22 protein-coding genes are annotated in these 22,740 nt (G+C 46.6%); 12 read left to right on the top strand and 10 right to left on the bottom strand.

Features of this window, described 5'->3' with window-relative positions; all coding sequences use genetic code 11:
* Positions 1-12 precede the first annotated feature (12 nt).
* The 4 genes from ACSTTG_RS05470 to ACSTTG_RS05455 all read right to left on the bottom strand — a co-directional run bounded on the left by ACSTTG_RS05470 (position 13) and on the right by ACSTTG_RS05455 (position 4,787).
* Positions 13-1,854 (bottom strand): glycerophosphodiester phosphodiesterase, encoded by a 1,842-nt coding sequence (locus ACSTTG_RS05470; protein WP_438474023.1) that lies wholly within the window; start codon positions 1,852-1,854, stop codon positions 13-15.
* Between the two features lie 271 nt (positions 1,855-2,125).
* Positions 2,126-2,851 carry an amino acid ABC transporter ATP-binding protein gene (locus tag ACSTTG_RS05465; protein ID WP_438458389.1) on the bottom strand — a complete coding sequence of 242 codons (726 nt, stop codon included), beginning with the start codon at positions 2,849-2,851 and terminating at the stop codon, positions 2,126-2,128.
* A gap of 19 nt (positions 2,852-2,870) precedes the next feature.
* Entirely contained in the window at positions 2,871-3,818 is a 948-nt protein-coding gene (locus ACSTTG_RS05460) for an amino acid ABC transporter permease (protein ID WP_438458213.1), read from the bottom strand.
* A gap of 162 nt (positions 3,819-3,980) precedes the next feature.
* A complete protein-coding gene (locus ACSTTG_RS05455; RefSeq protein ID WP_438474022.1) occupies positions 3,981-4,787 on the bottom strand; it encodes a transporter substrate-binding domain-containing protein in 807 nt (268 codons plus the stop codon).
* Positions 4,788-5,195: 408 nt separating this feature from the next.
* Here ACSTTG_RS05455 and ACSTTG_RS05450 point away from each other — a divergent pair, with 408 nt between their 5' ends.
* From ACSTTG_RS05450 to ACSTTG_RS05440, 3 genes are all read left to right on the top strand, one after another.
* Positions 5,196-5,756 carry a hypothetical protein gene (locus ACSTTG_RS05450; protein ID WP_438458215.1) on the top strand — a complete coding sequence of 187 codons (561 nt, stop codon included), beginning with the start codon at positions 5,196-5,198 and terminating at the stop codon, positions 5,754-5,756.
* A 316-nt stretch (positions 5,757-6,072) separates the two neighbouring features.
* Positions 6,073-6,537, top strand: a complete 465-nt coding sequence (locus tag ACSTTG_RS05445; RefSeq protein ID WP_438474021.1) for a GNAT family N-acetyltransferase — start codon at positions 6,073-6,075, stop codon at positions 6,535-6,537.
* Positions 6,538-6,788: 251 nt separating this feature from the next.
* On the top strand, positions 6,789-7,028 hold the full coding sequence (locus tag ACSTTG_RS05440; RefSeq protein WP_438458217.1) for a hypothetical protein: 240 nt from the start codon (positions 6,789-6,791) through the stop codon (positions 7,026-7,028).
* A 210-nt stretch (positions 7,029-7,238) separates the two neighbouring features.
* Here the strand turns inward: ACSTTG_RS05440 and ACSTTG_RS05435 are convergent, their stop codons facing one another.
* Positions 7,239-8,015, bottom strand: a complete 777-nt coding sequence (locus tag ACSTTG_RS05435; RefSeq protein ID WP_438458218.1) for a RelA/SpoT domain-containing protein — start codon at positions 8,013-8,015, stop codon at positions 7,239-7,241.
* Positions 8,016-8,374: 359 nt separating this feature from the next.
* Positions 8,375-8,923, bottom strand: coding sequence for a DUF1415 domain-containing protein (locus ACSTTG_RS05430; RefSeq protein WP_438458219.1), 549 nt, complete (start codon positions 8,921-8,923; stop codon positions 8,375-8,377).
* A gap of 291 nt (positions 8,924-9,214) precedes the next feature.
* Between ACSTTG_RS05430 and ACSTTG_RS05425 the strand changes: the two genes are divergently transcribed.
* Positions 9,215-11,257, top strand: a complete 2,043-nt coding sequence (locus ACSTTG_RS05425; RefSeq protein WP_438458220.1) for an ATP-binding response regulator — start codon at positions 9,215-9,217, stop codon at positions 11,255-11,257.
* Positions 11,258-11,288: 31 nt separating this feature from the next.
* On the opposite strand, the gene ACSTTG_RS05420 is transcribed toward ACSTTG_RS05425, so the two are convergent.
* Positions 11,289-11,519, bottom strand: a complete 231-nt coding sequence (locus ACSTTG_RS05420; RefSeq protein WP_438458221.1) for a glutaredoxin family protein — start codon at positions 11,517-11,519, stop codon at positions 11,289-11,291.
* Between the two features lie 218 nt (positions 11,520-11,737).
* On the opposite strand from ACSTTG_RS05420, the gene ACSTTG_RS05415 reads away from it, so the two are divergent.
* Positions 11,738-12,241, top strand: a complete 504-nt coding sequence (locus ACSTTG_RS05415) for a M48 metallopeptidase family protein (protein ID WP_438458222.1) — start codon at positions 11,738-11,740, stop codon at positions 12,239-12,241.
* 8 nt (positions 12,242-12,249) lie between these two features.
* Positions 12,250-13,227, top strand: coding sequence for a 23S rRNA (adenine(1618)-N(6))-methyltransferase RlmF (rlmF, locus tag ACSTTG_RS05410; RefSeq protein ID WP_438458223.1), 978 nt, complete (start codon positions 12,250-12,252; stop codon positions 13,225-13,227).
* A gap of 146 nt (positions 13,228-13,373) precedes the next feature.
* Here the strand turns inward: rlmF and ACSTTG_RS05405 are convergent, their stop codons facing one another.
* Positions 13,374-15,503, bottom strand: a complete 2,130-nt coding sequence (locus tag ACSTTG_RS05405) for a bifunctional 2',3'-cyclic-nucleotide 2'-phosphodiesterase/3'-nucleotidase (protein WP_438474020.1) — start codon at positions 15,501-15,503, stop codon at positions 13,374-13,376.
* Positions 15,504-15,935: 432 nt separating this feature from the next.
* Between ACSTTG_RS05405 and ACSTTG_RS05400 the strand changes: the two genes are divergently transcribed.
* Both ACSTTG_RS05400 and yidZ read left to right on the top strand, forming a co-directional pair.
* Positions 15,936-17,129 carry an MFS transporter gene (locus ACSTTG_RS05400; RefSeq protein ID WP_438474019.1) on the top strand — a complete coding sequence of 398 codons (1,194 nt, stop codon included), beginning with the start codon at positions 15,936-15,938 and terminating at the stop codon, positions 17,127-17,129.
* Positions 17,104-18,069, top strand: a complete 966-nt coding sequence (gene yidZ / locus ACSTTG_RS05395) for an HTH-type transcriptional regulator YidZ (RefSeq protein ID WP_438474018.1) — start codon at positions 17,104-17,106, stop codon at positions 18,067-18,069. Before ACSTTG_RS05400 ends, yidZ begins: the two co-directional genes overlap by 26 nt.
* Here the strand turns inward: yidZ and ACSTTG_RS05390 are convergent.
* Both ACSTTG_RS05390 and ACSTTG_RS05385 read right to left on the bottom strand, forming a co-directional pair.
* A complete protein-coding gene (locus tag ACSTTG_RS05390; protein ID WP_438474017.1) occupies positions 18,046-19,056 on the bottom strand; it encodes a patatin-like phospholipase family protein in 1,011 nt (336 codons plus the stop codon). The genes yidZ and ACSTTG_RS05390 overlap by 24 nt on opposite strands.
* A gap of 368 nt (positions 19,057-19,424) precedes the next feature.
* Positions 19,425-19,790, bottom strand: coding sequence for a c-type cytochrome (locus ACSTTG_RS05385; RefSeq protein ID WP_438474016.1), 366 nt, complete (start codon positions 19,788-19,790; stop codon positions 19,425-19,427).
* 271 nt (positions 19,791-20,061) lie between these two features.
* On the opposite strand from ACSTTG_RS05385, the gene ACSTTG_RS05380 reads away from it, so the two are divergent.
* From ACSTTG_RS05380 to prpB, 4 genes are all read left to right on the top strand, one after another.
* A complete protein-coding gene (locus ACSTTG_RS05380; protein ID WP_438474015.1) occupies positions 20,062-20,370 on the top strand; it encodes a hypothetical protein in 309 nt (102 codons plus the stop codon).
* Positions 20,371-20,493: 123 nt separating this feature from the next.
* A complete protein-coding gene (locus ACSTTG_RS05375; protein ID WP_438458230.1) occupies positions 20,494-20,733 on the top strand; it encodes a hypothetical protein in 240 nt (79 codons plus the stop codon).
* 316 nt (positions 20,734-21,049) lie between these two features.
* Entirely contained in the window at positions 21,050-21,760 is a 711-nt protein-coding gene (locus ACSTTG_RS05370; RefSeq protein ID WP_438458231.1) for a GntR family transcriptional regulator, read from the top strand.
* A complete protein-coding gene (prpB, locus tag ACSTTG_RS05365) occupies positions 21,757-22,653 on the top strand; it encodes a methylisocitrate lyase (RefSeq protein WP_438474014.1) in 897 nt (298 codons plus the stop codon). Before ACSTTG_RS05370 ends, prpB begins: the two co-directional genes overlap by 4 nt.
* Positions 22,654-22,740 lie beyond the last annotated feature (87 nt).

Here is a 22,740-nt window from a genome sequence, read left to right as displayed (position 1 = left end):
GGGTTGATAATCCTAGATTGATAACCAGTGGCGCAAGGTCAATAATGCTCGCTCAGAAAAATCCATTTCCTTAATCGTCGCTTTGGCCTCTTGCGCGAGCTTAGGCTCGTCTGTGATGATCCCATTGACGCCAAGTAAAAACAATCGCTGCATGGAGGCAACATCATTGATCGTCCAGACTAACACCTCTTGCTGTCGCTGCTGAATATCAATAATTCGCCATGCATTGAGCCATTGTGCGCTCACCATCAGCATATCAACTTCTTTCTCTAGCGCAGATTGGCCGACACTGGCCGCATAGATCAACGCATAGCGCAGTTCGGTAGGCTTTTGAGCGGCCATGGCTGTCATGGTGGTCTGTAAAAGTTCAACATCAAGACTTGAGACGATCATAGCTTGTGAGTAGCTGGGCAGGAGCTCAGCAATTGCGTGGGCAAGCGCCAAACTGCGGTTGTAACGCTTGAGCTCAATATTAAACTCAATCTGATCTGCGTATTGATCAAGAAGTGATTTGAGAAGTGGTGGAGGGGTGCGACCATTTTGCTGATAGGCCTCAACGATTTCAGCATAATTGGATTGTTCAACGACTAACGGGTTACCCAGCATGCGACCCAAATCTCGGTCATGAAAGACCACAATCTGCCCATCTAGGGTGATTTGCACATCAATCTCACTGCTCTGCAAGCCCAGCTCAATCGCATATTGCACCCCAGCTTCACTGTTTTCTTCGTACTTAAAACCACCACCACGGTGCGCCGTGATCTGACCGGTGGTATCAGCTTGTAGATGCTCAACGAACTGTCGGATGTCACTGTAACCATTAAATGACGCAATCGCGATCACCGCGAGTAACGTACCTCCCAGTAGTTTGCGTCGCTCAGTGTTCTGTTTTAGGCCAATATAGCGCTCAGTATCATTGACGAGTTTCAGGCGTTTGGTTTGTAGGCGCAGCACATAATACTGACAGCTGGCATAAATAAATCGGTCGATAAAGCTGAGCATCAGCGCCATACCGATCAGAAGGATCGCCGACGCCATCAGCCAAGGGTATCGGTCTGGATCTGAGGTCGCCCACTGTAGAATCGGGTCAAGCATGAATAACAAGCTGGTGGCAAAAAAGGCGGCGATGACGGTGCGGCTCAATAGCCAGCCGATGTGGCCAAGCAAGATATGCAAATAGATATCTTTACTCAGTTTTCGTGCTTGTTTAAACAGCTGCCACTGCGAGCAGTTTTGAAATAGACTCAGCGGCAGTGCCAGCCACCAACTGGCCCAATAACGTACGATCAAGATGCTAATGGGGAGTGTGATGACAATCAGTAGCCCGACTGCAAGCCACAGAGAACTCACTTGATTGCTGAGGTAATAGTTGATGTCCCAGTCATTGAGCATCAGACCATAGACCCACCGACCACACCAAAGCAGGCTAGCGAACAAAAGACTGACGCCAATCGATTGGGCTAAGAGTACTTTTGCCACGCGCCAACTGCGCTGCAAGATGAGTCCAACGGTATCGAGAATGGAGCGCTTACCAAGATCATGCTGAGCGAGCAAAATGCTGATGGTCGATTGCTCGACAAAAAAGGCGAAGCTGAGTTGGGTGACAAACCACAGGCTCAGTAGTAAGCCTGCCGGTGATAAGAAAAACCCAAGCAGCTCTTGATTAGCGATGGCCGTTACACCATGCAGACTCATGAGCTTTGAACTGATCCAGATATCCAAGGGCACAAACAGAGTCAGTAAAAAACTGCGCACTAAGAGAAAGCTAGTGATCATTTGTAAGCCACTGCTTTGTAGGCGATGCCACATAAAGTAGAGAATATGACGTCCGCGATGGAGTAGTGCGTTGCTCATGAGGTGTCTTGCCTAGTTAAAGGTGTCTGGGTTTAGAGGGAGTTTAAATCAAGACCGGCTTTTGAATTGAGAAAATTTCAATCATTCAGTCGCTTTTAGCAAAAGGATTGAAAAAGAAGACGAACCAAAGGCTTATTGGGCTTATGCGTTGCAACATAACAGATTTGGCTGTGTTAAGGCAATGGTTACTGCTCGATAGGAGAGGTCGAGAAAAAAATGAAGGTCAGACATCAAGTTGATCTGACCTTCTATAGACGAGGAGCAAGGTTGGTCACAACACTTTAGACAGGAACTTTTGCAGGCGCTCGTTACTTGGGCGCTCAAAAAAGGCCTCAGGCGTATCTGAAACAAGCAGCTCCCCATCTTCCATAAACAGAACGCGGTCAGCGACTTCTTTAGCAAACCCCATCTCGTGGGTGACGACAACCATGGTCATGCCATCGGCGGCTAAGCTTTTCATCACATCGAGTACCTCGCCAACCATTTCTGGATCAAGCGCCGATGTTGGCTCGTCAAACAGCATGATATTGGGCTTCATCGCCAGGGCACGGGCGATAGCAACACGCTGCTGCTGACCACCGGAGAGGTGGTTAGGGTAATTTTCCATCCGGTCAGCGAGGCCAACCTTTTGCAACAGCTCTTTGGCATCCTGCTCCACTTCGGCCTTGTCGCGCTTAGAGACCTTAAGCGGTGCAAGCATCACGTTACCTAGCGCGGTTTTGTGTGGAAATAGGTTAAAGCTCTGAAACACCATCCCAACTTCCTCACGCAGCGAGTTGATGTTGGTGTGTTTATCGTACATGTTTGTGCCATCAACTACGATAGAGCCGCTGCTGATGGTTTCAAGTTGGTTTAGCGCACGGAGGAAGGTGGATTTTCCCGAGCCTGAGGGACCCACGACCACGACTACTTCGCCGCGCTTAATGGTGGCACTCACGTCTTTTAGAGCGTGGCAGCCATTGGGATAGATCTTGTTGATGTTGTCGGCGATGATCATCTCTTCGCCTTGATAATCTTTAGTCACTGGCAGATAACCTCTTTTCCAACGTTTGAATCGCCCAAGAAAGGGAGCTTGTAAGGATTAAGTACAAGGCGGCAACCGTGAACCACACCTCGAATGGGGCAAAACTGCCGCTGACTACCTCACGTCCCGCTTTCGTCAGATCAGTGATGGAGATAACCGATACCAGCGAAGAGTCCTTAATTAGGTTGATAAACTGACCAGCCAGTGGGGGTAGCGTGCGTTTGAATGCCTGCGGCAAGATGACGTACACCATTGCTTGTACATAATTCATACCGAGTGAACGTGCCGCTTCCATCTGTCCTTTTGGGATGGCCTGGATACCCGCGCGAATAATTTCGGCGACATAGGCGGCGGTAAAGACAGAGAGAGCAATAACGCCAGAAGTGAAACGGTCAAGGTCGAGCACCGTACCGATGAAGAAATAGACGATAAAAATCTGAACTAAGAGTGGTGTACCGCGAATTAATTCAACGTAAGTGATGGCGAGTTTTCTCAGCGCAATATTGGACGATATGCGCATAAGGCCTATAAACAGACCAATCACAATGGCAAATAGAAGCGACCACAGCGAGATCTTGATGGTGACAATCAAGCCTTCGGTAAGGGGACCAATGCGCCACTCGGTGGCTTCGGCAAGCCTGTCGCCTTCAAAGATCAAATCGCCTTCATAGACACTTAGGTTTTCGAACTCACCAAGATTGACCAACTCTTCACCTGAGAGGGATTCAAGGATAAGCTCCCCATCGGCATTGCGACCGATATTACCATCTTCAGGTGCGGTGACTGCAGAGGCAGAGTTATCTACGATGTAGGGAATGACACGTTCCCAGTTCCAGTTATAGTCGATGCGTTTCCCTGATAGGTAGATCATGCCACATAGGCAGGCGATCACGAGTAGGAAAACACCATTCCACAGAATGGGTCTCTCACGTTTTTGCATGGATTCTCTCATGTACAGCTAGGAGATGGAAAATAGCCCAAAAGCTCGGCATTTGGGCTATCAATAGTGAGTGAGCACAATGTCACTCAGCAGGCTTGGTCTATTTAACAAATGACTTAAATAAGCAAGCGTTTAGATAAGTTATGGATATATAAGCTGTGCTTATTGAACCTGACTTAACCAAGCATCGCTCTTGAACCATTTGTCGTAGATGCGATCGTAAGTGCCGTCACCTTTGATTTGACGTAGGTAGCCGTTAAGGAAGTTGATGAAATCAGGATCGCCTTGACGAACTGCCCAGCCTAGAGGTTCGAAAGTGAACGGGTCGTCTAGGTGGACCAACTGACCATTGTTCTCCGCACTGTAGATGGCGTTGTATGGAAGGTCGTAGATAAAGGCATCCGCTTTGCCGTTGACCACTTCAAGTACCGCTTCAGACTGTGTTTCGTAAAGGTTTAGTTTGGCTTTTGGTAGGTAACGCTTGATTGCGCCTTCGCCTGTCGTACCAAGTTTGGTTACAACAGTATATTTCTCATCGTTTAGGTCACGGTAGCTGTTGATCTTGCCTTCATGCTTAGGGCTAACCAAGATTGATTGACCAATGATGACGTAAGGGTCAGCGAAGTTAACCTGCATATTACGCTGTGGCGTAATGGTCATGCCGCCCATGATCATGTGACATTTACCTGTCAACAGCGTTGGAATGATACCATCCCAAGCGGTGTTCACTGGGGTGTATTTCACGCCCATGGCGCGCGCCATTTGTCGGCCTAGGTCGATATCGAAGCCGATGTATTGACCGTTTTTCGCTGTCATCTCGAATGGCATGTAGCCCGCGTCAAAACAGACACGCAGCTCGCCATCTTTAGCAATTTCTTGCAGTAGAGTCGGAGATGATGCTGACGCAGTACCGATAGCTGCGGTTGAGGCAAGTACGATCGCCGCAACATTGCGGAAGATGCTTTTCATAAATGAATCCTTTCACTGTTGTAATTTTATTTGAGCTAGCTATTGAAAAATCCCAAAAATAGACTAGAGATGTGTGACATCGCTTACGTTTATAGCAAAAATTGTTACGCGAGTGCAATAGCTTAGCTATAGAAAGTTGGGCTAATTGAAAGTTTTTTAGTGGATTATTTGTTCAATTAATGAGCTTGGTTTGAGATACAGCTATTTTCTTTGTTTCTGAAAAGACTAATTTCAAATCTTACCTAGACTTAAATATTTGACACTCAGCTTACATATCTTATCCGGTCAAAAGTCACATTTTGAAACGATTAAGCCGCACGATAGTCTGATTATTAGTGACATTTACAGTCAATTTCGATACTATTTTTCCGTGATACAAAATGCCTTAATGGATTAAAGGCGGAATAAGTGATGTTTATATCAGATAAAATTCAGGGAAAATTAGTCTCTATTGAACGTTTCAGTTCAAGTCCTCAGGCGTTTGCCGGGCTGGCAAACACACCTTACTATCATCTATCTCAGCTTGTTATTGAGAAGGGTGAGGAAGCCTTTACTTTCTTAGATGTTATTGTGACCGAGAATCAACTGCGTCTTATAGAAGTTGGGGCCAACCTTGAGTTGATGTTTATAACAATCAATGATTTGACTATGGTTGTGGGCGTTCGCAATGCGAAGCAAGAGCAAACATTGCTGTGCTGTGATGACTACGATGAGCGCGCTTCTCGCCGCTTGGGTATATGGTCAACGCTTGCCTACACCTGTGCAATCATGGCAGCAGGGATGTTTTATGTCCTACTACCTTACTTGTCTCATTTCTATTTGTTGATGTTCGTATTAGTCACTGTCGTTGTCGGTTTCCAGTTAACGCTTGCGAGTAACAAATTAAGGAAAGTTCATCAATCAGTGATCAAGTTACTGGTTGATGAAGGCTATTTTGTTGAGCAGCACAACCATTTGAAGCACGCTTAATTAGTAATCGATAGACAATTATTTTTATTATCCCTTTCTTAGCCAATATATAAACCCTGCTTATGGGTTTTTATAGCTGTCCTTTTGTTTAATTTATACCAAGTTGCCTGACGCTACTTCTTTCGCAAGTAGCGTTACTAAAGGGCGTTATCATTAATCATCCATGCAGCGTTGGGTGACAGGGTCACCGAACAAATCATCAAACCATTTTAACTATTGCTGGCACTGACTGGCAGTACGGTGGAGTAAGATACTACTATATCACACTACCCACGGGTGGTGCCGAAGACACCAGCACATAAAGTGAGAGAAAAAGATGATTAAAATTAGACCGTATGAAGAGCAAGATGCTGATGTGTTGTGGGACCTGTTTTATCACACAATACGCGTTGTCAATCGTCGTGATTACAGCCAACAACAGGTTGAAGCTTGGGCTCCTGACAATTTAGATCCCCAACTATGGCGGGATAAAATGAGCAGAATATCGCCCTATATCGCTGAAATTGACCAGGTGATTGTAGGTTATGCAGACCTGCAGCCTGATGGGCTTATCGACCATTTTTTCTGCCATAGTCGTTATCAAGGGCAGGGGGTAGGGCGCACCCTGATGGAGCATGTGCTTGAGGTGGGCAGAACACGTGGTATCAACAGCTTTTACTCTGAAGTAAGCCTAACGGCTCGCCCGTTTTATCAGCACATGGGCTTTGAGGTTGAAACTCAACAACTCATTCATGTTAGAGGGCAGTCACTGATTAACTTTGTGATGCGCAAGTCAGACTGACCATTGCTCCCTGTAACTACACACTAAAATAACTACAAAACCAAAATAGTTGTTGCGTTTGTCATTAAATAATACAAAATATGTGTGCGACTAGGCAGACCCGGTCGCGACATCACGTTAAAATAGCCAGTCCTATCATAGGCAATCACCGGCTTTAACGTTGATTGGTCTTGTTAGACAACCAAAAAAGCATACGTTTAAAAAAGCAATCGTTTGCCAGGTGAAATCTAAGAAACAGAAAGGGTGAATTGGTGGAAAAATTTTTTACAGCATTAGAGCAGTTGGGCATGGCATGCACCGCCGAGCAAGATAAGGGCGCAGCCCTACTTTGGGATGGTGTTGTGGGTAAAGATGGCTCACAGACAAGCGTCTGGATCCGTTGGTGTGAAGAGTTTCAACTACCGATTTACTGTAGCTTTGGTTTTCAAAGTTACTGCCATGCACTGTTCATTCGCAAGAACTTTGATCAGGCATACCCGATTAGTGCTTAAGGTTAATAGCTTGTTCCCCCAAGCTGAAAAATTAAAAAAGCTCACCAGTCTTGGTGAGCTTTTTTTTAGGGTTGGGGAGCAATTATTAGGGAGCGAGGAGCGGGTTTCGCTTCGCTCCGAGGAGCGAGGGGTATGGTGCGCGCTGTTTACCTCGGGTAAGGGAAGCTTTCCCTTGTGACTAACGCATTTACGCTTAAGATCAGGTGGTTTTTAAGCGGCCTCTATGTTGGTTGTGACGTATGGTTGCCATGCGTTTTGGTACAGATCTTTTGATAGGTTGCGGTAGCGTTTGATCTGTTCGGCTTCGATGTCGTTGAATGCACGGTGTTCACTTGCGGCTAAACGCTCAATTTTCTGTACGTTTTCGTAAATGTCATGCTCAGGGCCATTTTTTACATCAGCGATAGCTTTAAGGTGTAATTGCACCTCAGCGATGATGTTGGTTTTTGGTAGTTGTACCAAGATGTTTAGGTCACGGTAGCCCGAAGCTGTCGGTTTCTTAAAGCGGTTTTTGACCTTCACTACGGTTGCTTCACGCTCGAGCACTTCATAGACGTCCATCAGACTGGCAATGTCATTCGCGACGATTGTGGCGCGCGCAAGGTCAGTGATACGTTCGACTTTACCACCTAGTTCGTGTTCGATTTTTTCTTGGGCACGGTGTTGTGATTTAACGCCTGCAAAGTAGGCTTCTGAGTTGGTTAATAGTGCTGTGCTTTGGCACAGGGTTTCAAGTTCGGCTTGTGCTTGGTGCGCCTTGGTGTAAAGCACATCAAAATCAGCGTAAGGTTGCAGTGGAGTGACGTCGTGGTTAGGGATGCCATACAAACCACTTAAGCTGTGTTTGAACTTCTTAGAACATACCTCGCCTTGGCTGTTGTTGGCTTTCGAGGTGTCATTACTTGGAGCAGTAGGCAACGCGGCAAATGCCGGGGTGCGGGTTAGCACTAATAGTGTCAGTGCAGCAGCACGTAAGAATAAGCTCATTCGCTCTCCTATTTTGTGATGACTCAAAAAACGGTGCCAATAAAAGGGTCGAGTTCAACAAAATAGCCGCTTAACTGCTAGCGCTAATCAATAAATGGGGGAGCCGCGCTAAAAACCAATCCCTCAATGGTAGTTTTGTTTCGACCTGTGCACTGGGTCACACCACAGTGATGCCGAGTACTTCAGGTACACTCAATAGAGTCTCATAGTAGCAAATAGTTCCTTGCCAACTCACTACCATGACCGAAGTTTAGCAACTTGATGGACTGTGTCGAGAGGGCAGATCGTGTTTTGACCTAAAGATGACTCAGAGTTTGCTTTGCAAGTCATGTGTCAGGTCTGAGTCCTAGGTTAGGTGTTCACTGCTTGAAAAGATAGGGAAATAATTCCTGTTTTTGCGCGTAGGTGAGAGAGCGAACTTGAGCAATGTTGTTAATCGGGATGGTCTCGGGTTTGGGTGTGCTGGCGAGCACTCGCTCGATACTCGTTTCACGTAGCAAATGAAAGATGGGGTAGGGCGCACAATTGGTCAAATTTTGCGGATCTTCTGCCTGGGTATCGGCAAAACGATAGTGTGGGTGGAAGGTGGCTACCTGAAAAACGCCTCGCCAGCCTTGCTGCTCAATCATTAGCTCAAGCCAGTCGATGAAGTTATTGTACTCAGCAAAGTCGTCTAGCATGTTTGAAACAATGACCAAGCTGGTGTCCAGTTGCTCCGGGTCACTCTGTTCAAGCTTGAAAAACTCCATCATGATATCTTCAAGGAGATCTGCTGGCTCTGTGGCATCACTGATTCTCAGCCCAATCTGATGGCGTTTGCGTGGTTTTACCGCGAAGGGACAGAGGTTTAGCCCGATCACAACATTGTCTACCCAAGCCCAAACTTGTTTTTCCATCTCTTTAGACATTTAACCCTCATCAGATGACCAGATTGAATATGCCTTAATTAGTATATGTCCTCATGAACGAGGTGCACTGTAGAGTTAGATACGTGGCAATTATTGAAAGGACAAAATAATCGATCAAGTGGGGTTAGGTGTTCTGGTTTTGTAAATCATTGGTGTGAAAAACAGCAATTTAGGCAGAGCATCTATCTTATCTTTCAGTACGTCGTTCTAGAAATTGATAAATGATATATTTATTGATATAAAGCGCGCTTAAAGGGCGCTAACAAAGCCCAACCTCGCGCAGAAACCAACATGAATCATATCCGCAAAGTTTATCAATACGCCGAACCGAACCTCAATGCGATAGGTTTGATGGGTGTCCTTGGTTACCCCCTTTATTACGTCATCTGGGAGTATTTATTCTCCCAAGCTTATGAGAACTTGGCTTTGCGCTTAGCGTGCTCACTTGCCTTCTTACCCGTTCTGTTGCGTAATCACCTACCCCAAAACGTGCAAACGTATGGACATCATTTTTACCAGTTGGCGATTACGCTAGGGCTGCCATTTTTCTTCTTCTTCATGATGCTGATGAATGATTGGTCGCAGGTATGGGTACTGTCGTTTCTATCAGCCAGTTTTTTGCACATCCTTCTGGTGCACATCACCCGAGTGGTGTTAGCTCAGGCGATAATCGCAGTGAGTCTTGCCGTTTTCTTTGCCTGGGTTGCACAAGGATTTAAGCTGGAATGTGATATCAACTGGGCTCATGTACCCGTGTTTCTGTTTGTTTATTTGTTCGGTAACTGGTGTTATTCACGCAACCAGTTTGAGCACGAATCGCGGATTTCATTGGCCAAAACCTTTGGTGCCGGGATCGCACACGAGATGCGTAATCCCCTCAGTTGTCTATCGGCCTCAATTGAGTTGGCTCAAGCGACGCTACCTCGAGTGCAATCGGGCGTAGACCAATATGTCCTTAGCAGAGAGCAGCTCAATACACTGCATAGCTTAACCGAAGAGGCACACAACACCATCATCTCGGGAAATGAAACGATCGATCTGCTCTTGACCTCAATCGATGAAAGTCGAGTTAGTCGCTCGAGTTTTCAAGTGTATTCGGCAAAGCAGGTGATAGAGAATGCGATTGATGGCTTTAGCTATAGTAATACTGCCAATAGACAAATGATTAAGTTAGTCGTTGCTGAGGATTTTCAGTTCCTTGGTAGCAATACACTGCTTAAGTATGTGATGTTTAACCTATTCAAAAATGCCTTCTACCATCGTAGTGACCATCAATTCAAGATTGAGGTAACGCTCTATTGTGATGAGCAGGGTCATCACGTGGTGGTGAGTGATAATGGTCGGGGGATCGCGTCTGAAGTGTTAGACAACATTTATCAGGACTTTTATACCACCGGAAAATCGAGTAGTTATGGTTTAGGGCTGCCATTTTGTCAGCGCGTAATGCGCTCGTTTGGCGGAGGGATCAGGTGTCAATCTATAGAAGGTAAGGGAAGCGAGTTTACACTCACGTTTCCTCCTATATCGTCAAGCGACATAGAAAAGATCATGGTACAGCTAACCCAACTCAAACGGGTTTTAACTATTACAGATTGCTCAGATACCTTCGAGAATGCAACACAGATCGCACGTGAAATGGGCTATCAAAGTGACATCATTGATATGCGTGCTGCATTGCAAAGACAATCGCATGAGTTTGAGTATGACCTGATATTTCTTGATACCCGAGGCTTTATTGGTGATATACGCCTACAAAAAGAGATTCAATGGCTATTTGATTTCACTCAAGCTCAGATAGTGTGTTTAACCGATGACCTTGCCCTTGGACCGAGCAAAGCGATGCTCGCTGGTGCGACTCATGTTCCCTTTGAACAGTGGTTTACAGGGGGCGATCGACTGCTCAAGAGATTGTTATTTGAACCAGGCTATCAGCCGATAAGAGAGTCTCGTTCAGTAGCGAAGGAACCAAGGCCGAGCACCGTTATGGTGGTGGATGATAATGTGTCGCTGCGTACCTTAACAGCGATGCTGTTAAAAAAACAGGGATTTGATGTCGTTGAGAGCGACGATGGCCAGCAAGCGATAGATAGACTTGCAGATAGTCCTGTCGATGTTGTGCTGATGGATATAGAGATGCCAGTAATGGATGGTATTGAGGCGGCTTATACCATTCGCCGCTCGGGTACGGCGTTTGCCAATGTGCCTATTATTGCGCACACTGGAGACAGCTCGTCATCGATGCGTATGCGAATAGAAAACTCAGGTATGTCTGACGTTATCGTTAAACCGGCCAACTCCGACAAGTTAATGAGTAAGTTGGCGCACTGGCTTTAAGGTATATAAAGTTTGAAGGAGGAAGGGAGGTTTAGCTGCCCTTATAAATTCGCTCAAAGTTTTGCGGATTCCAACCAATCATAATGCGGTCACCGATTTTGAGAACAGGCAGTGAGCGAGCGCCGAGGGCATCGAGCTCTTTTCTTCCGCGTTGCATTTTGGCGTTGGTTAGTCGGTATTTGTACCCCTTAGAATCAAGGTAGCGCTGGGCGTCTTTACAATGAGGACACTTATCTTTGACGTACAAGACGAGTCTTTTCATTCAACTTCTCCGGTGATGCCGTTGGGCTTGTGGCGGGTTATGATGAGTTTCAAGTCAAATCCACTCAGGCAGCTCTTGCTCTTTTCAACCCAAGTCAGCGTTTATCAGCGCGCTTTTACGAGCCTTAGTTTTTTGTCGACGCAGTGTAATCGGAATCAAAGCTGAAAACTAGCCTTGAATAGGTTAAACTCGCGCGAAAAGAATGAACACAGATCACTATGACTTCGCCAATTCGTTATATTCAGGGGTATCCCCAGCATATCGTTGCGCAAATACAGCAATTAATTGATGATAAAACGCTTATCGCAAGTTTTGCGCGCCGTTATCCAAAAGCTCACTCTATTCAGAGTGAAAAAGCGCTTTTTCAGTACGTGAACGAGATCAAACAGCGTTACATGAAAAAAGCCGCCCCACTGAGTAAAGCGGTGTACGACCCTAAGATCCACTTGGTCAACAATGCGTTGGGTTTACATACCTATGTAGCAAAGGTTCATGGTAATCGCGTCGTGGCTAAGAACGAGATCCGTATTGCCAGTTTGTTTAAACAGGCGCCCGAGCCTCTGCTGCGTATGCTGGTGGTGCATGAGTTGGCGCATTTTAAAGAGAAGCAACACAATAAGGCGTTTTATCAGCTGTGCTGCCACATGGAGCCGGACTACCATCAGTTAGAGTTTGATGCGCGATTATTTTTGATCTGTGAAGAGTTAAAGAGGGCACAGTGAGCCAACCAATGAAGTTTATCAAAATCACCCCCAAGTCGGGCTTACACGTGAACAACCAGCATCAGGGCAACTATGATCTAGCGAAACTTTGCCAAGCCGTGCCTGCGCTCAAAGCGCATTTGATCAAAACCCCAAAGGGTACCCAGTCGATTGACTTTGCTTCAGATCAAGCCGTTAAGTTATTAAATAAAGCTCTGTTAGCCCATCACTACGGGGTAACAAAGTGGGATATCCCTGCCGGGTACTTGTGCCCACCTATTCCAGGTCGAGCGGACTATGTTCATCGCTTGGCAGAGTTATTGGCTAAAGAGGGGCTTGATAAAAGTGGCCAAGTGACGGCACTTGATATTGGCACCGGGGCCAATATGGTTTATCCAATCGTCGGCGCGGTTGAGTATGACTGGCAATTCGTTGCTTCAGATATCGACCCTAAGTCGATCGAGTGCGCAAGCGGGATTGTTGCGAGCAATGATTCGCTGCGTGATAAGGTCACACTGCGCTTGCAGAAAGAATCTAAGCACATCTTCAAACATATTATTGCGGCGGGTGAGCGCTACCACGTGACGATGTGTAACCCACCGTTTCATAAATCCTTGGCTGAGGCGAGCAAGGGAACCGAGCGCAAAATTGCGAATCTCAATGCCAACAAGGCCAAGCGTCAAGGCGCAAGTGCTCAGTCTAAGGCAAAGCCAAGTTCAGCATTGAATTTTGGCGGACAAAAAGCGGAGCTGTGGTGCCCGGGCGGCGAGGCGGCATTTTTGAAAACCATGGCTATTGAGAGCCGCTTTTATGCCGAGCAAGTGCTGTGGTTTACTAGCCTGATTTCTAAAAAAGATAATGTGCGTTGGCTGCGCAAATGCGCTGAAAAGGCCGGGGCAGTGGAGGCGCGTGTGGTGGAGATGTCACAGGGGCAAAAAAAGAGTCGTTTTGTGGCTTGGACGTTTATGGACGCTGAGCAGCGTAAAGCTTGGCAAAGATCTAGATAACTGGCTCAAGTGTAGGATAAAAGTGGCCTAACCTAGTCTCGATGGTTAGCGCAACGAAGTGCCATTAGCTTATCAGTCCAAAAAAAGGCTCTGAACCATGTTCAGAGCCTTTTTAGTATCCAACGTCAAACTAATTTAAAGGGCAATTAGTTGAAAGTGTACTGGTAAACCGCGTAACCATGGTTGTCACCAACAGAGTCACGGTCTTCAGTGTAAGTGACATTGTCAAGTGACTCAGCGAAGTCCTTACCACGTGGGTCTGATAGGAACTCTGCAGTAATGCCTTGTGGGCCAAGAAGCTCGAAGTTGTTTGCATTGTCAAACTCGACCAAAGGTACATCACCATCAGCTGCCTCAGCTAGTTGTTTGATGTATTGATCAACAAGCTCACGGTTTGTAAACGCTGCGTCCTCTAGAACTATCTCTGCGTTATCAACACCTGGGATATCATCGTTTGATGCACGGTAGTTGTTGGTTACCACATAAAGCACTTGTTCATTATCGAGTGCTTTACCGTTGTACATGATGTCACCGATACGGTAGTTATCTTCATTTTTAACCAGCTCACCGTTTTCTTTGATCAGATCACCAATCTCGTCAACTGCGTAACGTGGGCCTTGACTAACGTCGATAGTGTAGTTCAGCGTGTTTGCTTGACCTTCGTTATCCCAGCCACCGTAGAACACATCAAAATTGTAGCTACGGAACATTTGATGAAGTAGACGTTGACCTTCGGCCTCAACCGTCTGGTACTGTTGAGAAGCGATAGTTTCAAGCCATTCTTTAACATCAGCTACAGTCAACTTCAAAACAGCTGGAGTGTTGTTATCAAATACGTAAAGGTCAGCGATACTTGCGTTAGTTAGGTGAGTACCGTTAATGTTGGTGTAATCATCATTACCGTTACGACCACCTTTAAAAGGTGCTGATACTGACAAGAGAATCGCATCTTCTTCCATTTCTAGAAGGCCTTCTTCTTCCTGCTGCAAGCCCCAGTTGAACTGCGCCTCGTTGACGATTTGAACAGATAGATCAGGTTCTAGTGCAGAGAAGAAGCTGTTGATCTCTTGGTTGATTTCAACCAACTCTTCTTGCATATATTCGACTGTACCCAAGTGATCGCCAGAAACAGCAATAACGACTTCAATATCAGTTTCGTTCGGGTTTTCGTTTAGTGCACGAAGAGAAGCAGTACTTTTACCGTAGTTCACTTCCCATGTTTCACCCTCATCGAGTGTTTCGATAACAAGATCAATAATACCTAGGTGGTCACCCCAAGAGCCAGGCATAACGGCAGGCTTGCCGAAGATTTTACCCTTACTAGGTTCAACACCTTCCATACCGTCATAGGTATTTGAGGTTGTTGGGAAGTTGTTGTGGTCGTGACCAAACATGATGGCATCAATACCCTCAACCTGAGCCAATTGCCAGGTTGCATTCTCTTGGAATGGACGCTCTTGATCTGAGTTTGCAAGACCACTGTGCGGTACTGCGACAATAACATCCATACCTGCAGCTTTCATCTGAGGTACCCAGTATTCAGCGGTAGTCTTGATATCGGTTACGAGTACTTCACACTCAAGATGACTTTTGTCCCAGCTCATGATGTTTGGTGGGGTAAAGCCAATCACACCAATATTAAGCGTGTATTCTTCACCATTGCTTGCAACAAAGCTACGCTCTAGAGGAACCCACGCAGGGTAAATCGGATCACCTGCTTGCGCAATCATGTCCGTACTCATGGTTAGCTCACAGCTGTTACCGAACGTACCGTTCTCCACTAGGCTCTCATCGTACTCAAATACGTTTGATACTACGTATGGGAAGTTAGCACCCTCAAGAGCGGCGTCCATGTATTCAAGGCCATAGTTAAATTCATGGTTACCGATATTGGCTGCATCATAGTCAAGCAGGTTCATTGCCTTAAACACAGGGTGGATATCATGCTCGAAATATTCGACACCAATGTTGGCAACATAGTCGGCCATTGGACTACCTTGGATTAGGTCACCGTTGTCAAATAGCATGCTGTTCGCTACTTCATCACGAGTCTCACGAATAACAACCGCGGTGCGTGCAAAGCCATAGTTTTGACCGCCAGCGTTGGCAAAGTAGTCGTATGGCATCATTGCGCCGTGAAGATCGGTTGTCTCCATCAAGCGAAGGTTAATGTGAAGCGGTGCTTCAACTGTTTTGTCATCACTGCTGCTGTTACAACCAGCAAGTGCTACTGTCACACTTGCTGCAAGCAGTGCTTTCTTTGAGCAAAATTTCATCTGACTTCTCATTTAGTTATGTAATTGCAAACGTTGCAATGCTAAAAATGATATATGACATCCAAATTTCAGTAAAAAGTCGTAAAAAATATAGGTTTGCAACAAGTCGACATAAGTGTGTTAAGTATCAGTAACGGCGCTCGTTGTAATCCTTTGCATTTGCACGTTTCAGTTACATTTGCGGGCAAAATGCAACTTCTAATGTGATCGTTGTCACATTGGCGTTTGAGAATTAATTTTTTATTATTCATGTAAACGTGACCTTTATCACATTTAGTCGACGGTTGTTTTTTATAAGTCTCTTGCACGGATAGAGCAAATTGTTGAAATTTTGTGCTAATGTCGCGAGGGGAAAGGTGACTTGTCACTAAACTCACTAGGCACTGGACTGTCTCGAAACCTAATATGTCTCCGTCAATAATGGAGATAGTTATGTACCGATTTGTTTTATGTTGCTTTTCGTTGGTGTTGTTGTACCCAACGGCGATCGATCTTTATCTGGTCGGTTTGCCCCAAATCGCAGTCGATCTTGGGGTGAATGAGGGTCAGTTACATATGGCTTTTTCTGCTTACCTTGCAGGAATGGCAGCCACCATGTTGGTAGCAGGTAAGCTGTCGGACTCGATAGGTCGAAGACCCGTTGCCATCATCGGCGCGATTGTATTCACCCTCGCTTCGTTGCTTGGTGGGCACGCCGAGAACAGCGCGATGTTTATTGGCGCTCGCTTTATGCAAGGTATAGGCGCGGGTGCTTGCTATGTGGTTGCGTTTGCAGCATTACGTGACCGTCTTGATGAAACCATGCGTGCCAAGGTGCTTTCGATGGTTAATGGTGTCACCTGTATTGTACCTGTATTGGCGCCGGTAGTTGGTCATCTGATCATGCTAAAATTTCCGTGGCAGAGCTTGTTCAACGTTATGGCAGCGATGGGAGGTTTGGTTACCGCCCTGATGTTGCTTGTGATGCAAGAGTCTGTTGTTAAGCACGTCAATTCGCAGAATACCATGAGTGAGGGATCGCACAACGATGATGAGTCGCTATTGCAGCGCGCCTTTATCGCTCCTTTGCTGATCACCTCACTGGGTGTTGCGGTGATCCTGACTTATGTCAATGTGTCACCAATGCTGATCATGGGTGTTCTGGGCTTTGATCGAGGTGGGTACTCAAGTGTCATGGCGATGACGGCACTGTTTAGTATGATGGTGTCTTTTGGTGCGCCATTACTGATTAATCGGGTCGGTGCAGTCAGGCTCATGATTAGTGCACAATGTGTGTTTATTTTCGTAGCTGCAGTGCTGTTTGTGACTTATTACTACGCGCTGAGCGAGATAGGGTATTTATTAGGTTTTGCCTTGGTATGTTGTGGTTTTTCATTGGGCTTTGGTGTAGCCATGAGTCGAGCGCTAAGTCCCTTTAAAGCGCGTGCAGGCGTAGCAAGTTCAATGCTTGGACTGGCACAGGTGTGCAGTGGCGCTGTATACATTTGGCTGATGGGATGGCTAGGTGTGAACGCACTGTCTATGCTTGTCACAATCCTCGTTATTGCGGGGCTGTTAAGCCTAGGGCTAATCAAATGGTCGACTCAAGAAAGGGTGTTGAATGAAGAAGTCGCTACTACGGCTTGATCTAAATTTACTTTTGACGCTGCAACTACTTTGCCAAGAGCGCAGCGTATCAAAGGTTGCCAAGCAGCTCAATCTGACGCCTTCGAGCGTTAGTAAGTCTCTTGCTAAGCTGCGTGATTGGTTTGATGACCCTCTGTTCATTCGCACACCTACGGGCTTGGTACCGACTCCTTTGGTTGAGGCGCTTAGCGAGGATCTGCAGCAATGGTTATTGCTGGGTGGTCAAATCGCAGAGAGCAGCAGTGAGGAGTCGGGACAGGAGATAGAGTTTCACCTCGCAATTGAATCTCCCTTGGTTTTGACCATGCTTAATCAGCTCAATAGCGAGATTTTTCAGCGCTACCCTAGTGCTCGAGTAGTCACAAGTCAGTGGGACTACGATTCTATTGATTCGATAATCAAGGGGGAGGTTGATGTGGGCTTTTCTGGTCGGGAGAGTCATCCTCGTTCGCGGGAGTCATTACAGCAACTGCCGTATTACATTGACTATCAGGTGCTGTTTTCCGATATGCCGAGAGTATTTATGCGCCGGGATCACCCGGCAGTGCTATCGAAACGGTGGGACCTTGAGGTTTTTTTGCACTATGCACACATCAATGTACGTTGGGAAAAAAGTGATACTTGGGCGCTGGATGAGATACTACGGGATCTTGGTCGTAAGCGCAGTATTGCGCTGACCGTGGCAAATTTCGAGCAAGCATTGTTTATGGCTGCAGAGCCGGGGCATGAAATGCTGACTACAGCACCGGGATATTGCAGCCGCTATCTTGAGCGGCTGAGTCTTGATCTGGTGAGCATGCCAATTCCACTACCCAATAGTGAAGCAGAAAAACTCATGGTTCCCTTTACCCTGATGTGGCATAAGCGCAACGCCTATAATCCGAAAGTCCAATGGTTGAGAGAGAGGTTTGCAGCACTATTTGAAACTTGTGATGGATGATGGCTTACCTCTTTCGCCCAACAGCTCGAGCAGCTCAGGAAGAGCGGCTTGCATTGCCTCATAGCCAACTTGCATCGCTTGCTCACGCTCATACAGGTCACCAAAATGTTTCAGGCTAGGGTGATAGGGTTCGGGTGTAAGAAGCACATCGGCACTTTGGGTTTCTGCTTCGGTGACCAGACAGCTCTGCAGCCAGAAGGCATTAGCTAGGGTATGCACGGCCGAGTATTTTAACGGAGGCGGGGCACCACAAAACACGTCGATACCTAGAACTATATCAGCGCCAAGCTGACGGGCAGCGTAGACGGGTACTAGTGAGGTTACCCCGCCGTCAACGATGATGTCATCTTGATAATAGACGGGCATAAACACGCCTGGGACGCTGGAAGAGGCCTGGACAGCTTGACCGATATCACCAGAGGTAAATACCACGGTTTTCTTCTGGGTGAGGTTGGTTGCCACGATACCAGTGGTTTTTGGCAGTGCTTCGATGGTGTCGAAGTCGACATGAGAATTGATCCACTTCGCTAGCGCCTTACCTTTAATCACGCCCTTAGTTGGCAGATTTAAGTCGACGATTTCATGCTCTGCAAACTCGAGGATGATCTTCTCAACTTGTTGATAGTCATGACTGCTATATAAGGCCGCGGCAATTGACCCTACCGATGTGCCAGTGACGATATCGGCCTCAATACCAGCTTCCTCAAGCGCCTTAATCACACCCAAGTGCATCACGCCCCTTGACGCTCCACCGCCAAAAGCGATGGCCAATTTAGGTTTGCCGGTATTGAGTTCCGCACCTGTTACTTGTTCGCCGGAGATAGGTGTCTGGTCTAGCGTTTGCTCTTGAGCAATAGGATCAGCAATGGTTGGGCTGATAACTTCAATCGGTTGCAAATTGTCATAGTGGTTGGCTGTCGAGCACCCCGTAAGGAGACACGCGAGCGATAGTTGAGTGAGCTTACGGTGAGAGAGGGGATTAACCATAGATGACACCAATTAGGGAAACGAATCGCAAGAGTCTAAGGTAAAGCGTGTTGGCTGACAATGATACAGGGTTGAAGAAGTGTGGAATTTATTAGGCAATAAAAAAAGCCAGATGCGAGGCATCTGGCTGAAAAGTGTGTGAACAAAATCGGTTCACTAACAACGTCAGTTGGCTAGGTGACCCTCGGCTTAATAAGGGTCACCTATAGTTTAGCAAACAGCGTGCCAATAATTGTTCTACCAATAAATGGGACATTGAGCCAAGTTTTAGTGCATATTATTGCATTTTGGTGACAGTTGTAGAGGGCGATTCGCAAAATGCAATTGCGTTTTGCGAATGTAATACGGTATAGCATCAAAGCTCAAGACTAGTAGCTTTTGTTCACCTGGCGAATGTAGGCAAAAATGTCCTTCACATCTTGCTCGCTGAGCTGGCCTCGAAAGGCGGGCATTCCCTTATCAGTCTTACCATCGAGCACCAAGCGAGGAATGACGATTGAGTCGTAGGCAAGCAAGCCGTTGATTTCTTTCTCTAGATCACGAGGTATATTGGCCAAATCACTGGCCTGCTCACCATCACCAAACCCTTTTACACCATGACAGCTTTGGCAGTTGGCCAGATACTTTTGTTGTCCAGCTAGAGCATCGCCCCCGTAGGCGTCATACGCTCGATAGACGATCGCAGCGATAAACAAACCAACGCCTAAAAAGGCGACTCTATTATGTAATCTCATGCTTAGCTATTTCCTTATCGTCCCTGATATTTCATCGTGAATTTGCCGGAATCGATGTTGGTTGAATGTTCGATTTTTTAGTAACTCATCACCGGACAGTATAGTCGATGTAACTAACTTGCTCGGAAAAGATGATAGGGAACAATAGCCTGAGGTGAAGATCGAGATTTGTTAGTAATCCTGGGTGATATCCGAGGTTGAACATTTCGTTTCGCAGCGGAATAAGATAGGATCAACCGCATTCATAGAAACAAACGGAATTATCCAATTAATGCAACTGGAACAAGTATTAGAAATCATTGAGTTCACTGATAGTGATCTGCTGGAAACGGCAATGCGACGTTGTAACCAAGAAGGACTGGTAAGCAGTGAGCATTTCCCGTTTTTGGACTGTGTATTTGAGCAAGCACCGAATGAACTATGCGCTCGGCTGATGCGACTTGGCTTTAAGGGGGATCTTGAGGTTAGAGTGCAAGTTGATGAGCGTGAATATACACAGTACCTAATTGTTGATACCACACGAGTGGCAGATGTGTCGCTCATTGCCACTGAAATTCATCCCTCTGCTCGAGTAAGTTGAAGCACTATCAGCTCTAGCCTGACCAAACCCGCTTCTTGAGCTTGTTCGGGTATCTATTATTATTAGAGAAACCGCTATTATTATAGATACCGAACGCTGGTAGGTCATGGTAGAGAGGATGTCATGGTGCATAATGAGAAAGAAAAAGTTCGTGAGCTTTTGCTTGCGACTAAATTCGGAGTATCCGCTGCTGAGATGCCGATGATCATCGGTGTTGACCAGCAATTAAGCCTAAAGATTATCGAGCAACTGCGCAGTGAGGGGGAAGACATTCACTCGTTAGCCGATCCCTCGACCCCAAAAGAGTTGGTTCTTTATTCTATCGGTGAAATCATCACTGATATCCAAAGTCTTGACAAGTAAGGGGCTCAACTCCCCATAGGCGGTTATATGCGGGTGTATTCGACACCCGTACCGATAATACACATCACACACGCGATCGCGCAGTACTTGGCGCTCTCACCGCGGTCCATTTCTTTTTTACTCATCTCTAAGCCAGCTTTATCAATGCTTGGTGAGCATAAAAGCGCAACCTGAACTCGAGCTATAACGCGTTGCTAGTCTACCGTGCGGCATTATACCTTGGTCTAAATTGTCGACAATTGCCTTGTTGATATCCAATTCTGTGGTCTATTTTAAATTCAATTGTTAAAACTGTAGACACTTTGGATGTAATCGCGTGCGTACCACTAACACTTGTCATGACATTGAACAGCCGACCTTGCCCAATAAGGACAACACCAAATCTGAGTCTTTAACCGAGTCTTTGGTTGAGGCGATCGTTAGTGGTGATATCCCTTCTGGGAGCAAGATTTCTGAGCCTGAGTTAGCGAGGTTATATCAAGTCAGTCGCGGTCCACTGCGCGAGGCCATCATGCGCTTGGAAGGCTTGGGGTTAGTTGAACGTATTCCGCATATTGGCGCGCGAGTGATCAGCTTGTCGATTGCCAACCTTCTTGAGCTGTATTGTGTGCGCGAGGCACTGGAGGGGATGGCGGCGCGCCTAGCGGCAAGACATATTACTGATGACCAAATTGACGCGCTTGAGCAACTGTTGTCGACCCATTCGAATTATATCGAGCGAGTGGATGGTACGGCCTATTTTCATCAAACCGGTGATTTTGATTTTCATTACCGGATTATCCAAGCGAGCGGAAACAGTAAGCTCATCACCACCTTGTGCGATGAGTTGTATCACTTGCTGCGCATGTATCGTTATCAAGCGCCGCGCGTCGAGCGCCGGCCTAAGAAGGCCCTGAGTGAGCACAGGTTTATTCTCGAGGCAATCAAGAATCACGATGAAGAGCTGGCAGAGATGCTAATGAGAAGACATATCTCTGGCAGTAGACACTTGATAGAGCAACAAATGCAAAAAGGAATTGAGACATGACAAAATCACCAGGAGCCAAGTTTCGTCTTGCCGTTGAGCAAAACACACCGCTGCAAATTGTGGGCACCATCAATCCCTATTGCGCGATGATGGCAAAGAATGTTGGCCATCAAGCCATCTATTTATCCGGTGGCGGTATTGCCAATGCGTCCTACGGGCTACCCGATTTAGGTATCACCAGCCTAAATGATGTCCTGGTTGATGTCGAGCGGGTAACCAACGCCTGCGATCTGCCTTTATTAGTCGACATTGATACGGGGTTTGGCGGCGCATTTAATATCGCTCGCACCATACGTGCGATGGAGAAAGCGGGTGCTGCCGCCGTGCATATCGAAGATCAAGTGGCGCAAAAGCGTTGCGGACACCGGCCTAATAAAGCGATTGTATCCAAGCAAGAGATGGTCGATAGGATCAAGGCCGCAGTTGATGCACGTCAGGATGAGCAGTTTGTGATCATGGCGCGCACCGATGCACTGGCGGTCGAGGGGATGGAGCAAGCTATCGAGCGCGCGGTGGCGTGCGTTGAGGCGGGGGCCGATATGATTTTTCCTGAGGCAATGACCGAGCTTGAGCAGTATAAAACCTTCTCAGAGCGTTTGTCGCAGGCAACGGGTAAGTCGGTGCCGATACTGGCGAACATCACCGAGTTTGGTCAAACGCCCCTCTACAGCTGCAATCAACTTGCACAAGCCAATGTGGACATGGTGTTGTATCCACTCAGTGCCTTTAGGGCGATGAATCGCGCAGCAGAGCAGGTTTATCAGCATCTATTATCCGCCGGTAACCAAGAGGCATTGATTGAGTCGATGCAAACTCGCAGCGAACTCTATCAGCACCTTGATTATCATGCTTACGAGGACAAATTAGACCAATTATTTGCTGAAAAGCAGTAGTTCAGCACCTGTAAGACAGCCCATATCAGTTTAATCCAATAACGTGAATCGCCCGAATAAAAGCACACCACTAGAGTGTCGGTTCGG

This window comes from Vibrio glycogenivorans, from assembly GCF_051660965.1.
Classification (GTDB): Bacteria; Pseudomonadota; Gammaproteobacteria; order Enterobacterales; family Vibrionaceae; genus Vibrio.
This window is presented reverse-complemented; position numbering and strand designations above follow the sequence as displayed.

Excerpts from the sequence above, each read along its gene's own strand:
- ACSTTG_RS05425 (WP_438458220.1), top strand. The coding sequence starts at position 9,215 with ATGAATCATATCCGCAAAGTTTATCAATACGCCGAACCGAACCTCAAT.
- rlmF (WP_438458223.1), top strand. The coding sequence starts at position 12,250 with ATGAAGTTTATCAAAATCACCCCCAAGTCGGGCTTACACGTGAACAAC.
- yidZ (WP_438474018.1), top strand. The coding sequence starts at position 17,104 with ATGAAGAAGTCGCTACTACGGCTTGATCTAAATTTACTTTTGACGCTG.
- ACSTTG_RS05405 (WP_438474020.1), bottom strand. The coding sequence starts at position 15,503 with ATGAAATTTTGCTCAAAGAAAGCACTGCTTGCAGCAAGTGTGACAGTA.
- ACSTTG_RS05380 (WP_438474015.1), top strand. The coding sequence starts at position 20,062 with ATGCAACTGGAACAAGTATTAGAAATCATTGAGTTCACTGATAGTGAT.
- ACSTTG_RS05400 (WP_438474019.1), top strand. The coding sequence starts at position 15,936 with ATGTACCGATTTGTTTTATGTTGCTTTTCGTTGGTGTTGTTGTACCCA.
- ACSTTG_RS05415 (WP_438458222.1), top strand. The coding sequence starts at position 11,738 with ATGACTTCGCCAATTCGTTATATTCAGGGGTATCCCCAGCATATCGTT.
- ACSTTG_RS05445 (WP_438474021.1), top strand. The coding sequence starts at position 6,073 with ATGATTAAAATTAGACCGTATGAAGAGCAAGATGCTGATGTGTTGTGG.
- ACSTTG_RS05435 (WP_438458218.1), bottom strand. The coding sequence starts at position 8,015 with ATGAGCTTATTCTTACGTGCTGCTGCACTGACACTATTAGTGCTAACC.
- ACSTTG_RS05470 (WP_438474023.1), bottom strand. The coding sequence starts at position 1,854 with ATGAGCAACGCACTACTCCATCGCGGACGTCATATTCTCTACTTTATG.
- ACSTTG_RS05390 (WP_438474017.1), bottom strand. The coding sequence starts at position 19,056 with ATGGTTAATCCCCTCTCTCACCGTAAGCTCACTCAACTATCGCTCGCG.
- ACSTTG_RS05460 (WP_438458213.1), bottom strand. The coding sequence starts at position 3,818 with ATGCAAAAACGTGAGAGACCCATTCTGTGGAATGGTGTTTTCCTACTC.
- ACSTTG_RS05430 (WP_438458219.1), bottom strand. The coding sequence starts at position 8,923 with ATGTCTAAAGAGATGGAAAAACAAGTTTGGGCTTGGGTAGACAATGTT.
- ACSTTG_RS05375 (WP_438458230.1), top strand. The coding sequence starts at position 20,494 with ATGGTGCATAATGAGAAAGAAAAAGTTCGTGAGCTTTTGCTTGCGACT.
- ACSTTG_RS05465 (WP_438458389.1), bottom strand. The coding sequence starts at position 2,851 with ATGATCATCGCCGACAACATCAACAAGATCTATCCCAATGGCTGCCAC.
- ACSTTG_RS05455 (WP_438474022.1), bottom strand. The coding sequence starts at position 4,787 with ATGAAAAGCATCTTCCGCAATGTTGCGGCGATCGTACTTGCCTCAACC.
- ACSTTG_RS05385 (WP_438474016.1), bottom strand. The coding sequence starts at position 19,790 with ATGAGATTACATAATAGAGTCGCCTTTTTAGGCGTTGGTTTGTTTATC.
- prpB (WP_438474014.1), top strand. The coding sequence starts at position 21,757 with ATGACAAAATCACCAGGAGCCAAGTTTCGTCTTGCCGTTGAGCAAAAC.
- ACSTTG_RS05420 (WP_438458221.1), bottom strand. The coding sequence starts at position 11,519 with ATGAAAAGACTCGTCTTGTACGTCAAAGATAAGTGTCCTCATTGTAAA.